The following is a 19,554-nucleotide window of genomic DNA, read 5'->3' on the forward strand; positions in this document are numbered from 1 at the left end:
GGGATTGAGTGCATGCGACTCTCCCAATCGGTGGCACGCGAAGCTGAACAATCTTCGGGAGAGTGCCGGCCGACTGGATTGGCGAATCACCGCCCAAATGGCGGACAAGATTTGACGCGCGGGGGTAGGGTCGTTACTCTATGGACTGATTAGGGGAATTACGTTCACTGTCCGGAACAAATAAATCTTCCGGTTGAACTGATTTCCCGAGTTCATCCTACCGACAACAACGTTTGCGTTCTGACAGAGCCCCGAAGGTCACAGCGATCTTTTTGTTTTGGCTGAACTAGACGCCCCACCCCCGACAAATTCGCGTCGAAAGATTCTCGCCGTTGAATTTGTTCCCGCCCTAAACCGACTGACGCCAGCTCGGACTGTTCCGAGCGACGCGAAAAGTATACCGATTGGTCAAGACTTTTTGCCGGCAAGTTGTTTGAACCACCCATCACTGATTCACGGAGTCGTCCGATGCGTTGCGAAGGAAACCCATTCAGCCGTCGCGGATTTCTAACCGCCGGGGCACTCGGAGGCATTGGCCTGTCATTGCCCGAACTGCTGATGCGCGAAGCCGCTGCCGAGCAAAAGCAGTATGATTTCATCGACGCCAAAGCCAAGAGTGTGATTCACATCTACTTGCCCGGCGGGATGGCTCAGCAGGAGTCGTTTGACCCCAAACCGTACAGCCCGATGGAATATCGTGGCGAGATGCGGACGATCAAAACGAACACCGGAGAAGTGTTCAGCGAGTCGGTTCCCCAGCTTGCCAAGCGGGCCGACAAGTTCAGTATCATTCGTTCGATGACCCACGGTGAAGCGGCTCACGAACGTGGCACCCACAACATGTTCACCGGGTACAAACCCAGCCCCGCGCTGCGTTACCCGTCGTTTGGTGCGGTGGTCAGTCACGAATATGGACCTCGCAACAATTTGCCACCGTATATCTGTATCCCGAATGTCCCCAACGAGTTTGCCGGCACCGGGTACCTGCCCAGCAGCTATGGCGGATTCGCGCTCGGATCCGATCCGGCACAAAACGGTTTCAAAGTCCGTGACTTGGATCTGGCCGGTGGCGTCGACGCCGAGCGATTCATCCGTCGCAAGTCGGCGTTGGAAGCGGTGAATAACAGTTTCGTTTCGACCACTGCGGCCGACAACGTTTCCGCAATGAACACCTTCTACGAGCGTGCCTACAGTTTGCTGGACACACCGGCGGCCAAAGAGGCGTTCGACATTGAAAAGGAAGACGCCAAGCTGCGTGACCGCTACGGCCGCAATCAAGCCGGGCAGCGGATGTTGATGGCGCGTCGGTTGGTCGAGGCCGGGACGCGATTGGTCACGCTGACCTATGGCGGCTGGGACATGCACCAAAACATCACCACGGGAATCAAAGGCCAGATGCCGTCGCTAGACGTGGCCCTGTCGGCGCTGCTGGATGATCTTAGCGAACGCGGCATGCTGGACGAGACGTTGGTCATGGTCACCACCGAATTCGGACGAACTCCCAAAATCAATCCGGATGCCGGGCGCGACCACTGGCCCAAGGTCTTCAGCGTGATGCTGGCCGGTGGTGGAATCAAGGGTGGCATGGTCTACGGTGCGTCGGATTCGACCGCTGCGGAGCCCGAGGATAGTCCGGTATCGCCGGCGGACTTGGCAACGACGATGTACCGCTTGCTCGGCATCGTTGCTGACAAAGAACTGATGGCGCCGGGTGACCGCCCGATCGAGATCGTCGACGGCGGAAAACTGATCCAACCCCTGATGGTTTGATCGGCATCCATGCACCAGCCGAGAGCAACTCGCCGACCCGGTCAGTTGCTTGCCACCGGCAGCAACAATCAAACAACGCTCGAATGATCGAGCGTTTGGCTCCAGCATGTTCCTCGATCGTTATCGAATTGACGATGAAACAAATCAAGCACCCAACGCGAATCGTCTCACTCCTGTCGCTGGCGTTGTTGACCGTCGGTTGGTCGCACCCCGCCGCCGCGACGCTGCCGGTTGTGACCAGCATGGAACCACGCGGCGTCGTCCGTGGCGAAGAAACAGTCGTCAAACTGAAAGGTTCACGCCTGAAAGACGCTTCGGAAGTCGTTTGTGATCTTCCCGGCATCGAAATTCTAGAAGTCAAAGCGGTCAGCAACAGCGAAACCGAAGTCAAATTGCGTGCCGCGGCCGATTTGCCGCCGGGTCTGTATCCCATTCGCTTGGTCACCAAAAGCGGCATCGCGAACCTGCGTTTGCTGGGTGTTGGGGCGATGCCCGTTGTGATCGAAGCCGAGCCCAACAGTGATTTCGCTCAACCGCAACTGATCGCGCTCAATAGCACGGTCGACGGCGTGGTCAAACGCGAAGACGTGGATCATTACCAAGTCGACCTGAAAGCCGGCCAAACCTTGAATGTCGAAATCGAAGGCATTCGAATTGCGCACTCGTTGCGAAACCAAAACATCTTGGATCCCTTCGTCGCGATTTTGGACGCGGATCGTTTCGAAGTCGCCTCGAGCGATGATTCGGCTTTGTTGCAACAAGACGGATTCTGCACATTCACCGCACCGGCTGATGGCAAGTACATCATTTTGGTTCGTGACAGTTCATTTTTGGGCAGCGATGTCGGCGCCTACCGATTGCACGTCGGCACGTATCCACGCCCCGTTGCGGTGCTGCCAGCCGGCGGACAACCGTCCAGCATGCTGGACGCAAAACTGATTCTGGCGGATGGATCGGAGCGTCCGGCACAGGTCCAGTTGCCCAGTGAGAATTACGCCCAGTGGGGTGTTTCAACGGAAGATGAAAACGGTATCTCGCCCTCGCCGAACTGGATTCGTGTCAACGAATTGGCCGTGGCGATGGAACAGGAACCCAATGACGATCGCACCAAAGCCCCCGTGGTTCCGGTCCCCGCGGCTTACTGCGGTGTGATCGAAAAACCGGAAGACTTTGATTGCTTTACATTTGTCGCCAAAAAGGGAACCAAATACCGCGTCGAAGTTTTCTCGCGAAATGTCTTGCGATCGCCGCTAGACGCCGTGCTGAACGTGTTCGACCCCAGCCACAAAACTCTCTCGTCCAGTGACGATAGCCGTGGCAACGTGGACCCCTTCTTGGAATTCGACGCCAAGGAAGATGGCAATCACACCGTCCGCATTTACGACCATCTGCGCAGCGGCGGGCCGACCTATACCTATCGAATCGAAGTCACCACGCCCCAGCCGGGCGTCGCGCTGACCTTGAAAGAACTGCGACGCGACGAGGCTCATGTCACCGAGGTCCCGATCGGTGGGCGCACCGCGATCGTTGTCGCCGCGCAGCGTGATCGGTACAACGGCGAAATCAACCTGTCGCTGGAGAATCTGCCGGAGGGTGTCACCGCGCAAACCTTTCCGATGCCCCCCGGGCGCCCTGAAGTGCCTGTGGTTTTGACAGCCACAGCCGACGCCACGCACAACGCCAGCCTGTTTTCAATCTATGCCAACGGCGACGAGAAGAATCCGTTGATCGCTGGCAAGCTGTCGCAACACCACAACATGGTGCTAGGACAAAACCGGCGCTCAATGTGGGGCTATGACACCGAGCGGGCAGCGATGGCCGTGACCGATGCAGTTCCGTTTACCATGGAATTGATTCAGCCCAAAACACCGATTGTGCGCAACGGCAGCAAGAACTTGATTGTCAAAATCGTCCGCAACGAAGGCTTTGACGAAAAGGTCTCGTTTCGCACGCTGTACAACCCGCCCGGAATCGGCATCAACAACAGCCGCTCGATCGACAAGGGAAAAACCGAAGTCGAAATCCCGATCACCGCCAACAGCGGTGCCGCCATCGGTACTTGGCCGGTGATCTTCACCGCCTATTACAACACCGCCAATGGCCAGGCCAATGCGGCGACCGCGCCGATCATGCTGGAAGTCCAGGATTCGGTCTTCAAGTACGATTTCCCCAAAGCCGCGGGCGAATTGGGCACCGAGGTCAACCTGACTCTGCCCATGGAAGTGTTGCGGGAATACGAAGGCGAAGCCGAAGTCGAATTGGTTGGCATCCCAGCGGGAATCACCAGTCCCGCTGCCGTGCAAAAAATCAACCAGGACTCCGAATCGGTCACATTCCCGCTGGTGATCGACGCCAAAGCAAAGGTCGGCAAACACAAAACGCTGGTCTGCCAGTCGCGCATCAAAGTTGGCGACGAACTTATCGTACAGACCACCGGGACCGGCGAAATCCGTGTCGACAAACCGTTGCCGCCCAAGGTCGACCAGCCGAAGCCGGCGGAAACCAAACCGGTTGAGAAACCGAAAGAACCGGCCCAGCCGAAACCGCTCAGTCGCTTGGAGCAACTGAGACAAAAGAATTAAGCAAGACGCCATTGGTCGTCCGCGCAACCAGAACTAGCGTGGACCGGTGTTTTGTCCCACAGAACTGCAACCAGGTCGCCGAAACCTGATTCGGCGAATTCCTAAAAACCTGTGACTCCACATGATCCTTCGCTCCATCGCCTCGCTGTTGTTGCTGATCGTCGCCGCGCTGCCGGCATCGGCTGTCACGCCTGCTGATGAATCGGCAGGCACGCCCTCCGATCCGCCGCGAAAGCCCGATTTTGCGGTCTATCCACCGGAAATCAAACTCAATTCGGCGCGTGATTTCCAATCCTTTGTCGCCGTGTTGCGACGCGAGGACGGAATCACCGAAGACGCCAGCGATCGTGTGATTTGGAAGATCGCTGACCCCACCAAAGTCAAACGCGACAACTTTCAATTGTTGCCCTTGGCGGACGGCCAAACCGAATTGATCGCAGAGTACTTGGGTAGCGAAGTCCGCGTGCCGATCACCGTGACCGCCTCGCAAACCAAACCGCCGATTAGTTTCACCAACGACGTGATGCCGGTGCTGACCCGATCCGGATGCAACACCGGGTCCTGTCACGGTGCTGCACGCGGGAAAGACGGATTCCGACTCAGTCTGTTCGGGTTCGATCCCGATGGCGATTACCAGCGAATCACGCGTGAGATCGGCGTTCGTCGAATCAACCTGGCCGTTCCCGCCGAAAGCCTGTTTCTGCGGAAAGCCATCGGCGCGGTACCACACACCGGCGGCAAACTGTTTGGTCCCGACAGTGATTATTACGCCACTGTATTGGAGTGGTTGCAAGCCGGTGCGAAAGCCGACCCGACCGACAATCAACCGCCAACAGTTGACTCGGTCGCGATTTATCCCCAGCAGGCGGTCATCGAAGGCGACGGAACCACGCAGCGGTTTGTGGCTGTTGCCAGCTACAGCGATGGAAGCACTCGCGATGTGACGCGATTGGCTGCATTCACATCCAACAATTCAGGGACCGCAGCGATCGATGATGTCGGTGTGGTCACCGCTGGTCGACGTGGCGAAGCGTTCGTGATGGCTCGTTTCGACACCCACACCGTCGGCAGCCAAGTGTTGGCGTTGCCGACTGAATTGCATTACACCGCCCCGCCGGTCAGCGGAAACTACATCGATCAACTGGTCGGCAAGAAACTGCAACAACTGCGTATTCTTCCAAGCGGTTTGTGCAGTGATGAAGAATTCATTCGCCGGGTCACGATCGACATCACCGGTTTGCTACCGACCGAGGAAGAATACACGGCGTTCGTCGCCGACCCGGCAGAAGACAAACGAGCGGTTTTGATCGATCGCCTGTTGGATCGGAAAGAGTTCAGCGAGATCTGGGCGATGAAATTTGCCCAGTTGCTGATGATCAAAAGCACCAACCAAGTCAGTTACAAATCGGCATTCCTGTATGCCAATTGGTTGACCGAAAAATTCGCCCGCAACGTGCCGATCGACCAGATGGTTCGCGATCTGTTGACCAGCACCGGGGGAACGTTCAGTTCGCCGGCGACGAACTTTTACGAGATCGAACGCGACACGCTGAAGACTGCCGAAAACGTCGCCCAGGTGTTCATGGGGATCCGTACCCAGTGCACCCAGTGCCACAACCACCCGTTCGACCGCTGGACGATGGACGACTACTACGGTTTTGCATCCTTCTTTTCGCAGATCGGCCGCAAGAACGCCGAAGACTATCGCGAACAAATCGTCTACAACCGCGGTGGCGGCGAAGTCAATCATCTGGTCACCAAGAAACCGGTGCCGCCTAAATTCTTGGGCGGCGAAGTGCCGGACACCAAAGGCAAAGACCGCCGCGAGGTCGTCGCCGAGTGGCTGACCAGCCCCGACAATCCGTTCTTTGCCACCTCGATCGCCAACCGGGTTTGGGCACACTACATGGGCGTCGGCTTGGTGGACCAGGTCGATGACATTCGCGTCAGCAACCCGGCTAGCAACCCCGAACTGTTCGATGAACTCGGTGCAAAGCTGGTGGAATACGAATTCGATTTCCGCCGCCTGGTTCGTGACATCTGCAACAGCAAGGCCTATCAGCGCAGCAGCGACACCAACGAAACCAATCAGCATGACAATCGCAACTACGCACATGCGATCGTACGTCGCGTGCCCGCCGAAAGCCTGCTCGATTGCATTTGCCAAGTCACCGAGGCGCCGGACAAGTTCACGGGTCTGCCGATCGGCGCCCGAGCCGTGCAAATCGCTGACGGAAAAACCAGTAACTACTTCCTGACCACGTTCGGTCGTGCCCCACGAGCCACCGTCTGTGACTGCGAAGCGTCAACCGATCCGTCGCTGTCGCAAGCCTTGCACCTGTTAAACGGCAGTAGCGTCAGCCAAAAAGTCAGCAGCGGCAACAAGATTAAGACTTGGATGGAGACCGACAAACTGAACGAGCAACAGGTGATCGATCGCATCTTCGTTCGCTGTCTCTCCCGCAGCCCGACTCAGCAAGAACTTGATCAACTGACCGCAACGGTCGGCGAAGCTGAAAACAAAGTCGCTGCATTGGAAGACATTTTCTGGGCCGTGCTGAACAGCCGCGAATTTGTGTTCAATCATTGACCATCCTGTTTTAAACGGGCCGCTCCGACTTGCAGCGGCCCGAACCTTACTCTGACCTCCCCACCCGCCCATCACGCGTCTCCAACGTCCCGCCATGTCTGATCGATCCACCTCTGTTCGACTCACTTTGCTTGGTCTGTTGTCCGCGGTTTCGGTCTGTGCCACCGCAGCCGATGCGCCAACCAAAGTCACCTACGAAGAACACGTCAAACCGATCTTGCGCCAGCACTGTTTCAACTGTCACCACCAAGGCGACAAGAAAGGCGGCCTGGCGCTGGACACGTTCGGATCATTGATCGAAGGCGGTGGTAGCGGCGAGATCGTGTTTGATGATGGCGATGCCGAGAGCAGTCGACTGTGGCAATTGGTCAACCATGACGACACACCGGTGATGCCGCCCAATCAGGATAAACTGCCGGCCGAGAAATTAAGTGTCATTCGCGCTTGGATCGAAGGCGGCGTGTTGGAAAACTCTGGATCCAAGGTCAAAAAGAAAAAGCAAAACGCGCTGGCCTTTGTCGCTTCAACCGGTGGCAAACCCGATGGCCCAGCCGCAATGCCTGAAACGTTGCCGCTGCAAACGCCCCTGGCCACCGATCGCGCCGCCGCCATCACCGCCATCGCCGCGAGCCCCTGGGCTCCGTTGATCGCAGTGGCCGGCCAACAGCAAGTCGTTTTCTATCACAGCGAGACGGCCGAATTGCTGGGCATTCTGCCGTTCCCCGAAGGCATCCCCCAAGAATTGCGTTTCAGCACCGACGGGGCGTTCCTCATTGTCGGCGGTGGCGAACATTCCGTTCGCGGAGTGGTTGCGATTTTCAACGTTAAAACTGGGGAGCGTGTGGCCACGATTGGTGACGAACTGGACACGGTTTTCGGCAGCGACGCCAACAACACATTGACCCGCGTCGCATTGGGCGGCCCGTCAAAGATGCTGCGGATTTTCGACGCCACCAGCGGCGACTTGACGTTCGATATTAAAAAGCACACGGACTGGATTTATGCGGTCGCCTACAGCCCCGACGGCGTGTTGGTCGCCTCGGGAGATCGCTCCGGCGGCCTGTGCGTCTGGGAGGCCGAAACCGGCCGCCTGTATTTGGATCTGGTCGGCCATAAAGACGCCGTGCACTCGCTGTCCTGGCGTGATGATTCCAACGTGCTGGCCAGCGCCAGTGCCGATGGAACCGTCAAATTGTGGGAGATGAACGATGGCAAGACCATCAAATCGATCAATGCCCACGGCGGTGGTGTGACATCGGTCCAATTCGACCACCAAGGCCGACTGGCAACCGCCGGTCGCGACGACCGCGTGCGATTGTGGGACACCGCCGGCAAAGAGCTCAAAGTGCTGCAGAACGGCAACGAAGACATGCTGGAAGTCGCCATCACACACGATGGCAAACGATTGGTTTACGGCAATTGGGCGGGACAGGTCTTCAACACCCCCGTCGACACGCCCGACCAACAGGTCTCGTTGGCTGCCAACCCGGCACCGGCGGAAAAGCGGGTGGAAGAAGTGAAATCCAACTTGGTTTCGGTGCAGCAAAAACTGGCGCCGGCAAAGGCCCAATGGGACAAGACGCTGCAGGCCGTTGCCGAGGCGACAAAGCCACTCACGGCGCTCGATCAAAAGATCGCCGGGCTACGTCAACAGGCCGCCGAGAGTGAAGCAGCCGCCAAAGCCGCTACCGACCAGACCGCGAAACTCGACCAGCAGATGCCGGTGACCACCGCAGCGGCACGCGACACCCAAGACGTCGTGACGGCACTCCGTGTGTCATTGAAATCGGACGCCTCGAAGCTAGTGGCGGTGGCCGAAGCCGAAGAAAAGTTGGCTGCGGAACTGACCGAGATCGCCAAATTGCGACGCCAACGGGTGGCCACCGCCGCATCGATCGAGACCCACCAGCAAACCGCGGCGGCGAAAAAAGCGGAAGCCGATCAACTGGCCACGACACGCGAACCGCTGGAAAAGAAAGTCGCCGAGGCTCAAGCTTTGGCTGACACCGCCAAGCAGGCTCATGACGAGATCGCTGCCGTCGCAACCCAAGTCGAATCGAAGATGCAGCGTTTGCTCTCCGAAATCAACTAGACAACCCCGGAACCGTGTGCTTGCCATTGAACGGCTGATGCATCGCCCGCGCAGACCCGCCCCCTTATGGATCGGTCTCTGCAAGGCTGGTAGGACGACATCCCAGACCGGGCTGACTGATCCCAGCCACAAAAAACCGCTCAGTGGCGGCGACAAACGGCTCCCGTCTCGCGCCTGTCGCAAATTCTCGTTTGCTCGTTTGCGTTCTTTCGGTTCCAATGTGTGGTCAATTACTTTTTGGCTTTCGCAACCGCTTCCGTCCCCGCAGCCCGCGCATGCAACTTCCTGTCGTCAACCAGCCCGAAACCACCCTTGCACCGGCCGCAGACGGTGACGATTCCAACGCCCGCGGCAGCTATGCCGTCGTTTCGCTGGGCTGTCCCAAGAATCTGGTCGACACCGAACAGATGCTGGGTCGGCTAGACCAAGACGGCTATCGGATGGTCCGTTCGGTCGAGTCGGCGGATTTTGTCGTTGTGAACACCTGTGGATTCATTGATTCAGCCCGTGAAGAATCGTTGGGCGCGATCGACGAAATGTTGGCACTGAAACGCCAGGGCAAGATTCGCGGCGTGGTCGTGACGGGTTGTTTGGCCGAGCGTCAGCAGGGCAAATTGTTGGAAGCCCGCCCCGACATCGATGCCATGGTCGGAGTTTTCGGCCGCAACGACATCGTCGATGTTGCCGCCCGCTTGCGCAGCGGCGTCCAAGAACAGCAACAGGTGTTCCGCCCCGCGCCGATCCGACCGCTTTCGGACGGGATTCGCACCGCCGTCACGCCGCGCCACTTCGCCTATTTAAAAATCAGCGAGGGCTGTGACCGACTGTGTACGTTCTGCGCGATCCCCAAAATGCGTGGCAAGCACTACAGCAAACCGATCGAGCAGGTTGTCGAAGAAGCCAAGCGACTGGGCGATAGCGGCGTCCGCGAAGTGGTGATTGTGGCGCAGGACACGACCTATTACGGCAAAGACCTGTACGGCCAACCGCGACTGACAGAGTTGTTGACGGAACTGGACAAAATCGAATCGATCGATTGGATCCGCCTGATGTACTTCTACCCGATGTACATTGACGATCGCTTGGTCGACACGCTTGCCGGCGCCCAACGAATCCTGCCCTACATTGACATGCCGCTGCAACACGCCAGCGACGCGATGCTGAAACGCATGTCTCGGAAAACCACGCGTTCGCTTCAAGAAGACATCGTCGGCCGACTCCGCGAACGGATCGAATCGCTGGTGATGCGGACCACCATGATCACCGGATTCCCCGGCGAAACCGACGACGATTTTGAACAGCTGGTCGATTTTGTCGCCGAGCAACATTTCGAGCACTTGGGGGTCTTCACCTATTCGGTCGAAGAAGACACGCCGGCGGCGCGATTGCCCAATCGGGTCCCGGAAAAGATCGCTCAACGGCGGATGGGCGAATTAATGGCGGTGCAACAACAGATTGCATTCCAGTGGAACCAGTCGCGAGTCGGTACCAGCGAGCCGGTGATCATCGATTCGGTGTTCGACGAACAACCCGGCGTGTGGATCGGCCGCACTCAATCACAGGCCCCGGAAATCGACGGTGTGGTTTACGTCAGCGGGGTCGATGAAGATGCACCGCTAACAGTGGGCGACATTGTTGACTGTGAAATTGTCGCGTCCAAAGGCTACGACTTGGTCGCCGCGCCGAGCGCCTAGACGTTCGCAAATGCGTCCGGTCGCTTTCAAATGGCCCATGATGACGTCGCCCAAGCGACGCGGGCTGAACGGTTTGTGCATGATCTCTTCCAACCGAAACTCTTTCCGCAATCGGACACCGTCCAATTCCAATCCTTTGGCGGTACAGAGGATCGCGGCCGGCCGGGTGTAGCCGACGGTTTCGTCCAGTCGTCGCAGAAGGGCTACGCCGTCGCAGCCAGGCATCTGGTAGTCCGTGACGATGAAATCGATCCCGCCTTGCATCAGCCTGGCAAACGCCGCCTCACCGTCGGTGACCGACTCCACGGCCAACCCACAGCGCTCAATTGAAAATCGCAACACCCGCCGGAAGACGGGATCGTCTTCGATAACAAGCACGGTCGGCGTATTGGGCATGGGATCGCGGCAAAGTGGGGGTGGAATGATTTAATGAAAACTAGGACGGTGCTTCGCAAAGTCGTTTTGTTCACGGGATTTTCAACTCTTTTGCCCCACTCTGCAGGGTGCCTAGTTGCAATGCGATCCCTACAACCGGTTCAGGTGTCGCGACGTGGCGGAAACGCGACAGGCGATGAACTGGTGAAACACACCTAGATGCCGCGATTCAAGACGATCCAGGCCGATCAGCGAGGAAGTTTTGAAGTTGCGTTTTTATCCCAACCCGACGCGTAACGGGCAGTTGATTTAGTTAGCCGGTCGCAAGTTGGTGTGGAGGATTTATCCGACCGGCTTTGTTCTTCGCAGAAAACCCCCGCTCGAGTCGGATAAATCCTCCACACCAGCGCCGTTGAAGTTGCGCTTTCGCGTCGGGCGTCAGTTTGCTTTTCCCACGCTGATTTACCTTCCAAGATTAAATCAACAAGCCGGTAAGCGAGGGATTTTTTGTGGCAACGGAATCCCTCGCTGACGCGGCAGGTTAGGAAAACCAATGCCTCCCGCAAGCTTCAAGACACCTCGGCCGAAACGTCCAATCTCACTGCCAATCGGGCGCCACTGGCATCAGGTTTGCTTATCAGCTGACCTGCCCGGTGGGTGGGGACCGCGCGCAGCGATTCCCAGCACAGGTTTTCCGGCACAAATTGCCGACACCTCAACAGCCAAAGAGCCAGTCCTTGAACGAACACCCCCGACCGATCTGGATCATTGTTTTTGCAATCCTGCTGGCCAGTGTTGCCATTCGGGCTAAGGGTGGCGACTGGGCGAGCCGCTGCGAAGCAAACACTGTCGGATCGGCCCTCCAGCCGGTGTTCTACCGCCCTGTCTTGGTTGACACTCCGAGACGCGATCAGTAACTTGACGGTTCTACAGCACTGGTACACGTGATTGCCCGGTCCTGCCAAAAGGTCCGGGTTATTTTTTGTACTTTGCTGAACTATTATCCTCGTCCGATTCCGCCCTTCCAGCGCATCCCGCGACGCTCGTTATGAATCCTCAAGACATCCTGCGTTACGTCGACTCGCTACATCGCGAAAAGAATATCGACACCGAATTGGTGTTTTCGGCTATCGAAGCCGCGCTGCAAACGGCTGCCAAACGCCAGTACGGCGAAGACGCTGACATCAGTGTTCAACTCGACCGTGAAAACGGGCGGATCACGGCATCGTTGGACGGTGAAGCACTGGGCGACGACCAGATCGGACGCATCGGGGCTCAGACCGCAAAACAAGTCATCATTCAAAAGGTCCGCGAAGCCGAACGTGATTCGCTGATGGCGGAATACCGCGAACAGATCGGTGACACCGTTGCCGGAATCATCGGCCGTGCCGATGGCGGCGTCGCCACGGTCAACCTCGGCAATGTCGAAGCGATCCTGCCACGCAGCGAACAGATTCCTGGTGAAACCCTGCACGCCGGCGAACGTGTCCGCGCAGTGGTGTTCGAGGTCAAAGCGACGGGAAACCGCGTCCGCGTGGTACTCAGCCGCACCCGACCACAGTTGGTGCAACGGTTGTTCGAACAGGAAATCCCCGAACTCAGCGAAGGTGTGATCGCGGTCAATTCGATCAGCCGCGAACCCGGCTATCGCAGCAAGGTGGCTGTCAGTAGCGAAGACAGCCAGGTCGACCCGATCGCAGTCTGTGTGGGCTATCGCGGCAGCCGCATCAAAGCGGTACGTGAAGAACTGGCCGGCGAGCACATCGACGTGGTGCGCTACAGCGAAGACCCCGAGGTGTTGATCCCCAACGCGTTGCAACCGGCCGAAGTCGAGCAGGTTCTCCTGTGTGACATGATCGGCCGCGCGATCGTGCTGGTTCAAGAAGACCAACTGTCGCTGGCGATCGGTCGCCGCGGCCAAAACGTCCGCCTGGCCAGCAAGCTGTGCGGCTGGGACATCGAAATCATGACCGGCTCGGAACTGGAAGACCAGATCGAGCGCGCCGTGGAAGCCTACAGCCAACTGGAAGGCATGACCCCGGAGATCTCGCAGGCCTTGGTCGAACAAGGCTACCTGTCCTATGACGACCTGTCCGTGATCGAACCAGACGCGTTCATGGAGATGAGCGGTTTGAGCGAAGCACAGGTGGACCTGATCGTTGAAACCGCGGAAGCCAAAGCCGAGGAAGCCGAGCAGGCCGCGGCCGAAGAACGACAAGTGCGACGCGAACGAGAACGCCTGAATCGCGAAGCCGAAGCGGCCGGAGTGGCCCCGCCGATGGCAACGGCACCCCAAGCCGAAACCACCGATAGCAGCGAACAGGTTGCGGAACCGGGCGATCAGACGGGCGAAGCGGAACCCCAGGCCGACGGGACAGCCGAACAGGCGGCCGGCGGCGAAGAAGTGGAATCCAGCGACAGCGAATCAAGCGACCAAAACACACAGGACTCGGCTCCATCGGGCGGCGAAGTGCCCCCCGACGACGAAACCCAACGTTTATCGGCGGCTCAAACGGAGACTCAACAGACCCAACCTGAGTAAATTGAGTCGCCGACAGGAAAAAGTCGAGTGAAATCTGCACTTGCCCCCTGGTCGGACCTCTGCGAAGAAACCTTTTTTCGCTATCCTTTTGCATGTACGGCCCTTCGTTGCGGTAAACCCGCCAACGACCAGCCAACTAACTGAAAGACGAAAACCATCCCGGCCTACCCCTGATACCTTTCGTTGCGGTCTCACCTTTCACCGCAACGTTTGACTGCATCGCCGACTTCACTGTGTGCGATGCGAGTGACCGCCTCAGGGCCGATGGAGGAGCTTTTTATGTGACCCCGAAGAAATACATTTGGAACGCCGCCGTGAGGAAAGCACGAGAGGCATGAGAGGCACGGTGCGTTCCACCCAATTTGACAGGATTTGGACCCAGTGGCACGCATTTACGCGCTCGCAAAAGAACTCAAACTCGACAGTAAAGATCTAGTTGATCTCGTTAAAAAAGTTGGAATCACCGGAAAGGGCTCGGCACTAGCCAGTCTGACCGATGACGAAGTCCAGCGTGTGCGCGATCATCTAAGTGGTGGCCAAGCAGCACCAGCTGGAAAGCCAGTCGCTGCGCCCGTCGCGGCAAAAGAAACGACTCCCACGGCAGTTCGCCAGGAAGTTCGGCCGGATCGAAAGCCATTGAACTTGACTACCCCTTCCAAGCCCGCGGTCGCGGAGAAGCAACCTGCTGCAAAGCCGGAGCCTCCGAAGCCGACGACGGCGCCCCTGCCGCCGGTCGAGCAACCCGCTGCAGAAGTAAAAGAATCGACTCCGGCGCAAACCCCGGATGTGCGGCTGCCACCAACTGCCCGCCGCGGTGGTGCTTTGTCCGGTCGCACTCCGGCTAGCAAAGGTTCCTCGGCGGCTTCGAACCCGCCACGGACCGCGCCCTCAAGTCCCGAGGTCAAGCAGCCCCCGAAACGGGCTCCGGAACCCGCCAAACCCGCGGCGTCCACACCTGCCGCCAGCACGCCGGCAACACCTGCTGCGCCCGCCTCGCGCCCGGCCGGCCCGTTGGCCGTTCGCGGCAGCGGTACTGGTGGACGCGTGCGTTCGCTGGACAAACGTGGCTCGGGTGCGCCCGCCGGTGACGCCAAGAAAGGCGACAATAAATCGAAACGGCGCGAACCTCGAATCGCTGTGAACATGGCGTCGTTGCCCGACGCTCCGGCCGAAGCACCGGTCAAAGCGAAAGAGCAACAGAAGGCACAAAAGCCAGAAATCAAGCTCAGCCCCGATCTGATTGCCGGCCACAAGCAAGGCATGAAAGCGCCGCTGGAAAAACTGGCTGCGGAATCGGTCGAAAAGAAAAAGCCAGCCGGCAAACGCGCGGGTGGTCTGACCGGATTCACCGAAAAAGGAAAACGTGCCGGCGAGGAAGACGAAAAACCACGCCGCAAAGGATTGGCCGGGATGGCCAGTGCCCGCGCCGATCGATCGACCAAACGCCGACGCCCCAACGATTTTTCACGGGGATTCGGTCGCGAGGACAATCGTGGACAACGTCGCACGCTGCAACACAAAGGCACCAACACGGCGGCGCCACGGAAGGAACCGGTTCAAATCGAACTGCCCTGCACCGTGCGGAGTTTCTCCGAAGCTGCTGGGACGTCTGTGTCGCAACTGTTGAAAACGATGATGGGCATGGGAATCATGGCCAACATCAATGCCGAACTGGAATTCGAAACCGCCGAGATGATCGCGACGGAATTGGATCTGGAACTGCAGTTGAAGGAATCGGAGACGCTCGAAGACGAGTTGATCACCGAACTGGAGGAACAGTCCGACGCGCCCGAATCGTTGGTCACCCGGCCTCCGATCGTGACCTTCCTGGGTCACGTCGATCACGGCAAAACGAGTTTGTTGGATTACCTGATCGGTATCAATGTGGTCAGCGGCGAAGCCGGCGGGATCACCCAGCACATTCGTGCCTACGAAATCGAAAAGGACGGCCGCAGTGTGACCTTCGTCGACACTCCCGGTCACGAGGCGTTCACCGAGATGCGTGCCCGCGGTGCAAATGTCACCGATATCGCCGTCCTGGTGGTCGCCGCCGATGACGGCATCATGCCGCAAACCGAAGAAGCGATCAGCCACGCCAAAGCGGCCGAAGTTCCGATTGTCGTCGCACTCAATAAAATCGACCTAGAAGGCGTCGACCAAAACCGCGTGCTCACCCAACTGACCGAGCACCAATTGACGCCTAGCGAATGGGGCGGCGATGTAGAAGTCGTTCGCACCAGTGCCACTCAGGGCACCGGCATGGACGAACTGTTGGAAACGTTGCTGACGATCGCCGAATTGAACGAGTACACCGCGAACCCAAATCGCGATGCACTGGGTGTCTGCTTGGAATCCGAGCAGCAAGGCGACCGTGGTGTCGTCGCAAAACTAGTCGTCCAGAACGGTACCTTGCACGTCGGTGACATCGTCGTCTGTGGCCCGACCTATGGTCGTGTCCGTGCAATGCACAACACGTTGACCAACGAACCGATGACTGAGGCCGGGCCCAGCACTCCGGTCAGCGTGATCGGCCTGGAATCGCCTCCCGGTGCAGGCGACCGCTTCCACGTCTTGGAAGACATCAGCGACGCTCGTGAAATCGCCGGCAACCGCGCCGACGCCACCAGCCGTCAATCGCTCTCGGGCATCACCACCAAGATGTCGTTCGAGAATTTCCAAGAGTTGTTGCAGGACGGGCGTTTGGGCAAGACCGACGAAATGGTCAAGCTGAACGTCATCATCCGTGCCGACGCCAAAGGTTCACTCGAAGCAATCGACAAAGAACTCAGCAAGTTTGATCACCCTGAAGTCGAAATTCGCGTGCTGCAACGCAGCGTCGGTGGGATCAGTTTGGCCGACGTGACACTCGCCAGTGCCTCCGACGCCGTGATCCTTGGATTCAACGTGATCCCAGATGAACAGGCACGTTCGCTGGCCGATGAACGCAACGTCGAAATCCGCCGCTATGACGTGATCTACAAGTTGACCGACGACATCCGAGCGATGGTCGAAGGCCGATTGAAACCCGAAGAACGCGTCGTCGAACTTGGCCGCGCGTTGGTGAAACAGGTCTTTTCGATCAGCCGTGTCGGTACCATCGCCGGTTGTTATGTCGCCCAGGGATCGATCAAGCGAGGTTGCCGAATTCGCGTCAACCGCGATGGTCGCACCATCGGTGACTACGGACTGGATTCGCTTCGCCGGATCAAAGAAGACGTCAAAGAAGTGCCTCGTGGAATGGAGTGCGGGATTCGTTTGCAAGGCTTCAACGACATCAAACAGGATGATGTTTTGGAAGCATACCGAATCGAGGAAGTCGCCCGAACGCTCGATTGAGCGTGACTGCAACTCTCTGCCCCCCTCTCTCTGTCCCGTTTTTAGGTTCCACTTCTTGCTAGGCAAACTGTGACCAGTCGTCGAATGTTAAAAGCCGCCGAGGCAATCCGTGAGGTTGTCGCGTCGGCGATCCTGACCGAAATCCGTGATCCACGTGTCAAAGACGTCACTGTGATCAGTGTCGAAGTCACGCCGGACATGCGCGAAGCCACCGTGTCGATCAGCGTGATGGGAGACGAGGCGCAAAAGCAACTCTCCCTGCGTGGTCTGCAGAACTCATCGGGTTTCCTGCAGTCTCGAATCGCCGATCGGATCGACACGCGCTACACGCCACGGTTGCAGTTCGAGCTCAATCGTGGAATGGAGAACGCGGCGATTGTCGGAGACTTGCTGGGCAAGATACGGCGTGAAAAGCAGGGCGATTCGGAGACCCCCGACGATCCCCCGCCGGTGGACGACGACGATTCACTGCCAGCGGACAACGCAGCAGAAAATTCCTGATTCTTTCGCCAAAGACCTACCAACATCAATCAGGCGGATAAGACTGCGAGGGAACCCATGCTTTCCTGTCGCCGATCCGGCCGAATCACTTTCCCCGAACCACAATAACGATGGCTGCAAGCAACCGAGCCAAGCTAATCACCAAGCTGCATACCGAGCTGAAAAAGAAGTACTCGCTTCCGCCATCGCAACCCTCTCGTCCGCTGTTGGAGCACCTTCTGTACGCGTGCTTGTTGCAAGACGCGCCCTATGATCTGGCCGATGAAGGGTTGGCCAAGTGCGAGCAGGAATTCTATGACTGGAACGAAGTCCGTGTGACGACCGTGACGGAATTGACGCAGGTGCTTTCGGGAATGCCCGAACCGGCCAAAACGGCGCGTCGATTGAAAGAAATCCTGCAGGCGGTGTTCGAGGAATTCTATGCGTTCGACCTGGACCACTTGAAAAAGGAAAACCTCGGCAAAGCCGTCGCAAAATTCGAAGCGATGCCGCCGATGACTCCGTTCGTCCTGTCCTACACCGTCCAACATGGACTCGGCGGTCATTCAATCCCCGTCGACTATGCCGGCATGGTGATCATGCTGGCGACCGAGATCGCGAACCAAACCGAAGCCAACACGGGCAAAATCCCCGGACTCGAACGCGCCATTCCTAAAAACAAAGGCACCGAGTTCGCCGCACTGTTGCACCAAGCCGGTGTGGATTTGCTGCTGGACCACAACGACAAAAAAGTCCGCACGATGTTGGACGCCGTCGCCAAGGGATCCTCGGATCGCTACGACGAATGGGAAGCCAGTAAGAAAGCTGCGATCCGGCGGGTTAAGAAACGACGCAAAGAAGAAAAAGCGGTTGCCGAGGCGGAAGCCGAAGAACAAGCGATCGCCGCCAAACAAGGCAAAGTCGCCAAGCCGTCTAAGAAGGGCGCCTCCAAATCCAAATCTCAGCCGGCTGCTGTGTCCGCCAAGCAGGCCGAGACCGTGAAGAAATCTAGTAAGACGGCAACCGAATCGGCCAAACCGGCGGACAAGAAAACCGCCAAAGCCAGCGCGAGCAAAAAGAAAGCTGCGACCACCAGCACAGACACCGACAGCAAAAAGTCGACGAAGAAAAAAACCGCTGCAGCCCCCAAGGAAGCAGCCAAGTCGACAACAACGAAAAAGTCGACGAACCGAAAACTATCCAAGCGAAAACCAAGGTAATCCGAGCAGGTTATGGCAGGTCATTCGAAATGGGCGAATATCCAACACCGCAAAGGTCGTGTGGATGCGGCCCGTGGAAAGCTGTGGAGTAAGCTGAGCAAAGCAATCATCATGGCCGCGCAAAGTGGTGGTGGTGATCCCAATGCGAACTTTCGATTGCGCAAAGCAATTGATGACGCAAAAGCCGTCAGCATGCCCAAAGACAATATCGCCCGAGCCATCAAGCGGGGAACGGGTGAGTCCGGCGACGCGCGTGTCGAAGAAGTGGTTTACGAAGGCTACGGTCCCGGTGGCGTCGCGATCATGTGCGAAAGTCTGACCGACAACCGCAATCGCACCGCTCCTGAAATGCGATTGATCTTTTCCAAGCTGGGTGGCGAACTCGGAAAGACAGGCTGCGTGTCTTACCTTTTTGATCGTAAAGGTCTGTTCGTTTTTGATGGCGAAGGCGTCGACGAAGAACGTGTGACCGAGATTGCCCTGGAAAATGGTGGTGAAGACGTCGAGACGACCGACGACGGAAAACTGCAAGTCACCTGCTCGCCCGACGACTACCAAACCTTGGCCGAAGCGTTTGAGACCGCTGAACTGACGCCGGAAGTCAAGCAAGTCACTTTGATCCCCCAGACAACCGTCGAAGTCGATGCCGATACCGGCAAGAAAGCGATGCGTCTGCTGGAGCAATTAGACGACCACGACGACGTGCAAAACGTCAGTACCAATCTAAACATCACCGACGATCTGTTGAGCGACGAGTAGGCCAGGTGCAACCTGGCAACGGTTTTTTGAAGTTGCGATTTTACCGCAACCCGACGCGTCATTTTGAAGTTGCGATTTTTCGGTAACCCGACGCGTCAGTTTTGAAGTTGCGCT

11 protein-coding genes are annotated in these 19,554 nt (G+C 57.8%); 10 read left to right on the forward strand and 1 reads right to left on the reverse strand.

Annotated features, from left to right (window positions below; translation table 11 throughout):
* Positions 1 to 468: 468 nt before the first annotated feature.
* From NHH03_RS26255 to rimO, 5 genes are all read left to right on the forward strand, one after another.
* Positions 469 to 1,770, forward strand: a complete 1,302-nt coding sequence (locus NHH03_RS26255; protein WP_253161323.1) for a DUF1501 domain-containing protein — start codon at positions 469 to 471, stop codon at positions 1,768 to 1,770.
* 134 nt (positions 1,771 to 1,904) lie between these two features.
* Positions 1,905 to 4,352: a pre-peptidase C-terminal domain-containing protein gene (locus NHH03_RS26260; RefSeq protein ID WP_253161324.1), complete on the forward strand. Its 2,448-nt coding sequence runs from the start codon at positions 1,905 to 1,907 to the stop codon at positions 4,350 to 4,352.
* 121 nt (positions 4,353 to 4,473) lie between these two features.
* The gene (locus NHH03_RS26265; protein WP_253161325.1) at positions 4,474 to 6,942 is read left to right on the forward strand and encodes a DUF1549 and DUF1553 domain-containing protein; all 2,469 of its coding nucleotides are present in this window, start codon (positions 4,474 to 4,476) and stop codon (positions 6,940 to 6,942) included.
* Between the two features lie 94 nt (positions 6,943 to 7,036).
* Positions 7,037 to 9,034, forward strand: a complete 1,998-nt coding sequence (locus tag NHH03_RS26270; RefSeq protein WP_253161326.1) for a c-type cytochrome domain-containing protein — start codon at positions 7,037 to 7,039, stop codon at positions 9,032 to 9,034.
* Between the two features lie 275 nt (positions 9,035 to 9,309).
* A complete protein-coding gene (rimO, locus tag NHH03_RS26275) occupies positions 9,310 to 10,728 on the forward strand; it encodes a 30S ribosomal protein S12 methylthiotransferase RimO (RefSeq protein ID WP_253161327.1) in 1,419 nt (472 codons plus the stop codon).
* Here rimO and NHH03_RS26280 read toward each other — a convergent pair.
* Positions 10,651 to 11,124, reverse strand: coding sequence for a response regulator (locus NHH03_RS26280; protein ID WP_253161328.1), 474 nt, complete (start codon positions 11,122 to 11,124; stop codon positions 10,651 to 10,653). The two genes, rimO and NHH03_RS26280, sit on opposite strands and share 78 nt — an antisense overlap.
* A 1,027-nt stretch (positions 11,125 to 12,151) precedes the next feature.
* Between NHH03_RS26280 and nusA the strand changes: the two genes are divergently transcribed.
* The 5 genes from nusA (at position 12,152) to NHH03_RS26305 (ending at position 19,440) form a co-directional block, all read left to right on the forward strand.
* Positions 12,152 to 13,645 carry a transcription termination factor NusA gene (nusA, locus tag NHH03_RS26285; protein WP_253161329.1) on the forward strand — a complete coding sequence of 498 codons (1,494 nt, stop codon included), beginning with the start codon at positions 12,152 to 12,154 and terminating at the stop codon, positions 13,643 to 13,645.
* A 381-nt stretch (positions 13,646 to 14,026) separates the two neighbouring features.
* On the forward strand, positions 14,027 to 16,981 hold the full coding sequence (gene infB / locus NHH03_RS26290; RefSeq protein ID WP_390895637.1) for a translation initiation factor IF-2: 2,955 nt from the start codon (positions 14,027 to 14,029) through the stop codon (positions 16,979 to 16,981).
* 84 nt (positions 16,982 to 17,065) lie between these two features.
* Positions 17,066 to 17,482 (forward strand): 30S ribosome-binding factor RbfA, encoded by a 417-nt coding sequence (rbfA, locus tag NHH03_RS26295; protein ID WP_253161331.1) that lies wholly within the window; start codon positions 17,066 to 17,068, stop codon positions 17,480 to 17,482.
* A 110-nt stretch (positions 17,483 to 17,592) separates the two neighbouring features.
* Complete coding sequence (locus tag NHH03_RS26300) at positions 17,593 to 18,681, forward strand: hypothetical protein (protein WP_253161332.1); 1,089 nt, start codon at positions 17,593 to 17,595, stop codon at positions 18,679 to 18,681.
* 12 nt (positions 18,682 to 18,693) lie between these two features.
* Positions 18,694 to 19,440, forward strand: a complete 747-nt coding sequence (locus NHH03_RS26305; RefSeq protein WP_253161333.1) for a YebC/PmpR family DNA-binding transcriptional regulator — start codon at positions 18,694 to 18,696, stop codon at positions 19,438 to 19,440.
* Positions 19,441 to 19,554 lie beyond the last annotated feature (114 nt).

It is taken from the genome of Stieleria tagensis (genome assembly GCF_024129865.1).
GTDB lineage: Bacteria > Planctomycetota > Planctomycetia > Pirellulales > Pirellulaceae > Stieleria > Stieleria tagensis.

Excerpts from the sequence above, each read along its gene's own strand:
- NHH03_RS26255 (WP_253161323.1), top strand. The coding sequence starts at position 469 with ATGCGTTGCGAAGGAAACCCATTCAGCCGTCGCGGATTTCTAACCGCC.
- NHH03_RS26260 (WP_253161324.1), top strand. The coding sequence starts at position 1,905 with ATGAAACAAATCAAGCACCCAACGCGAATCGTCTCACTCCTGTCGCTG.
- NHH03_RS26265 (WP_253161325.1), top strand. The coding sequence starts at position 4,474 with ATGATCCTTCGCTCCATCGCCTCGCTGTTGTTGCTGATCGTCGCCGCG.
- NHH03_RS26270 (WP_253161326.1), top strand. The coding sequence starts at position 7,037 with ATGTCTGATCGATCCACCTCTGTTCGACTCACTTTGCTTGGTCTGTTG.
- rimO (WP_253161327.1), top strand. The coding sequence starts at position 9,310 with ATGCAACTTCCTGTCGTCAACCAGCCCGAAACCACCCTTGCACCGGCC.
- NHH03_RS26280 (WP_253161328.1), bottom strand. The coding sequence starts at position 11,124 with ATGCCCAATACGCCGACCGTGCTTGTTATCGAAGACGATCCCGTCTTC.
- nusA (WP_253161329.1), top strand. The coding sequence starts at position 12,152 with ATGAATCCTCAAGACATCCTGCGTTACGTCGACTCGCTACATCGCGAA.
- rbfA (WP_253161331.1), top strand. The coding sequence starts at position 17,066 with ATGTTAAAAGCCGCCGAGGCAATCCGTGAGGTTGTCGCGTCGGCGATC.
- NHH03_RS26300 (WP_253161332.1), top strand. The coding sequence starts at position 17,593 with ATGGCTGCAAGCAACCGAGCCAAGCTAATCACCAAGCTGCATACCGAG.
- NHH03_RS26305 (WP_253161333.1), top strand. The coding sequence starts at position 18,694 with ATGGCAGGTCATTCGAAATGGGCGAATATCCAACACCGCAAAGGTCGT.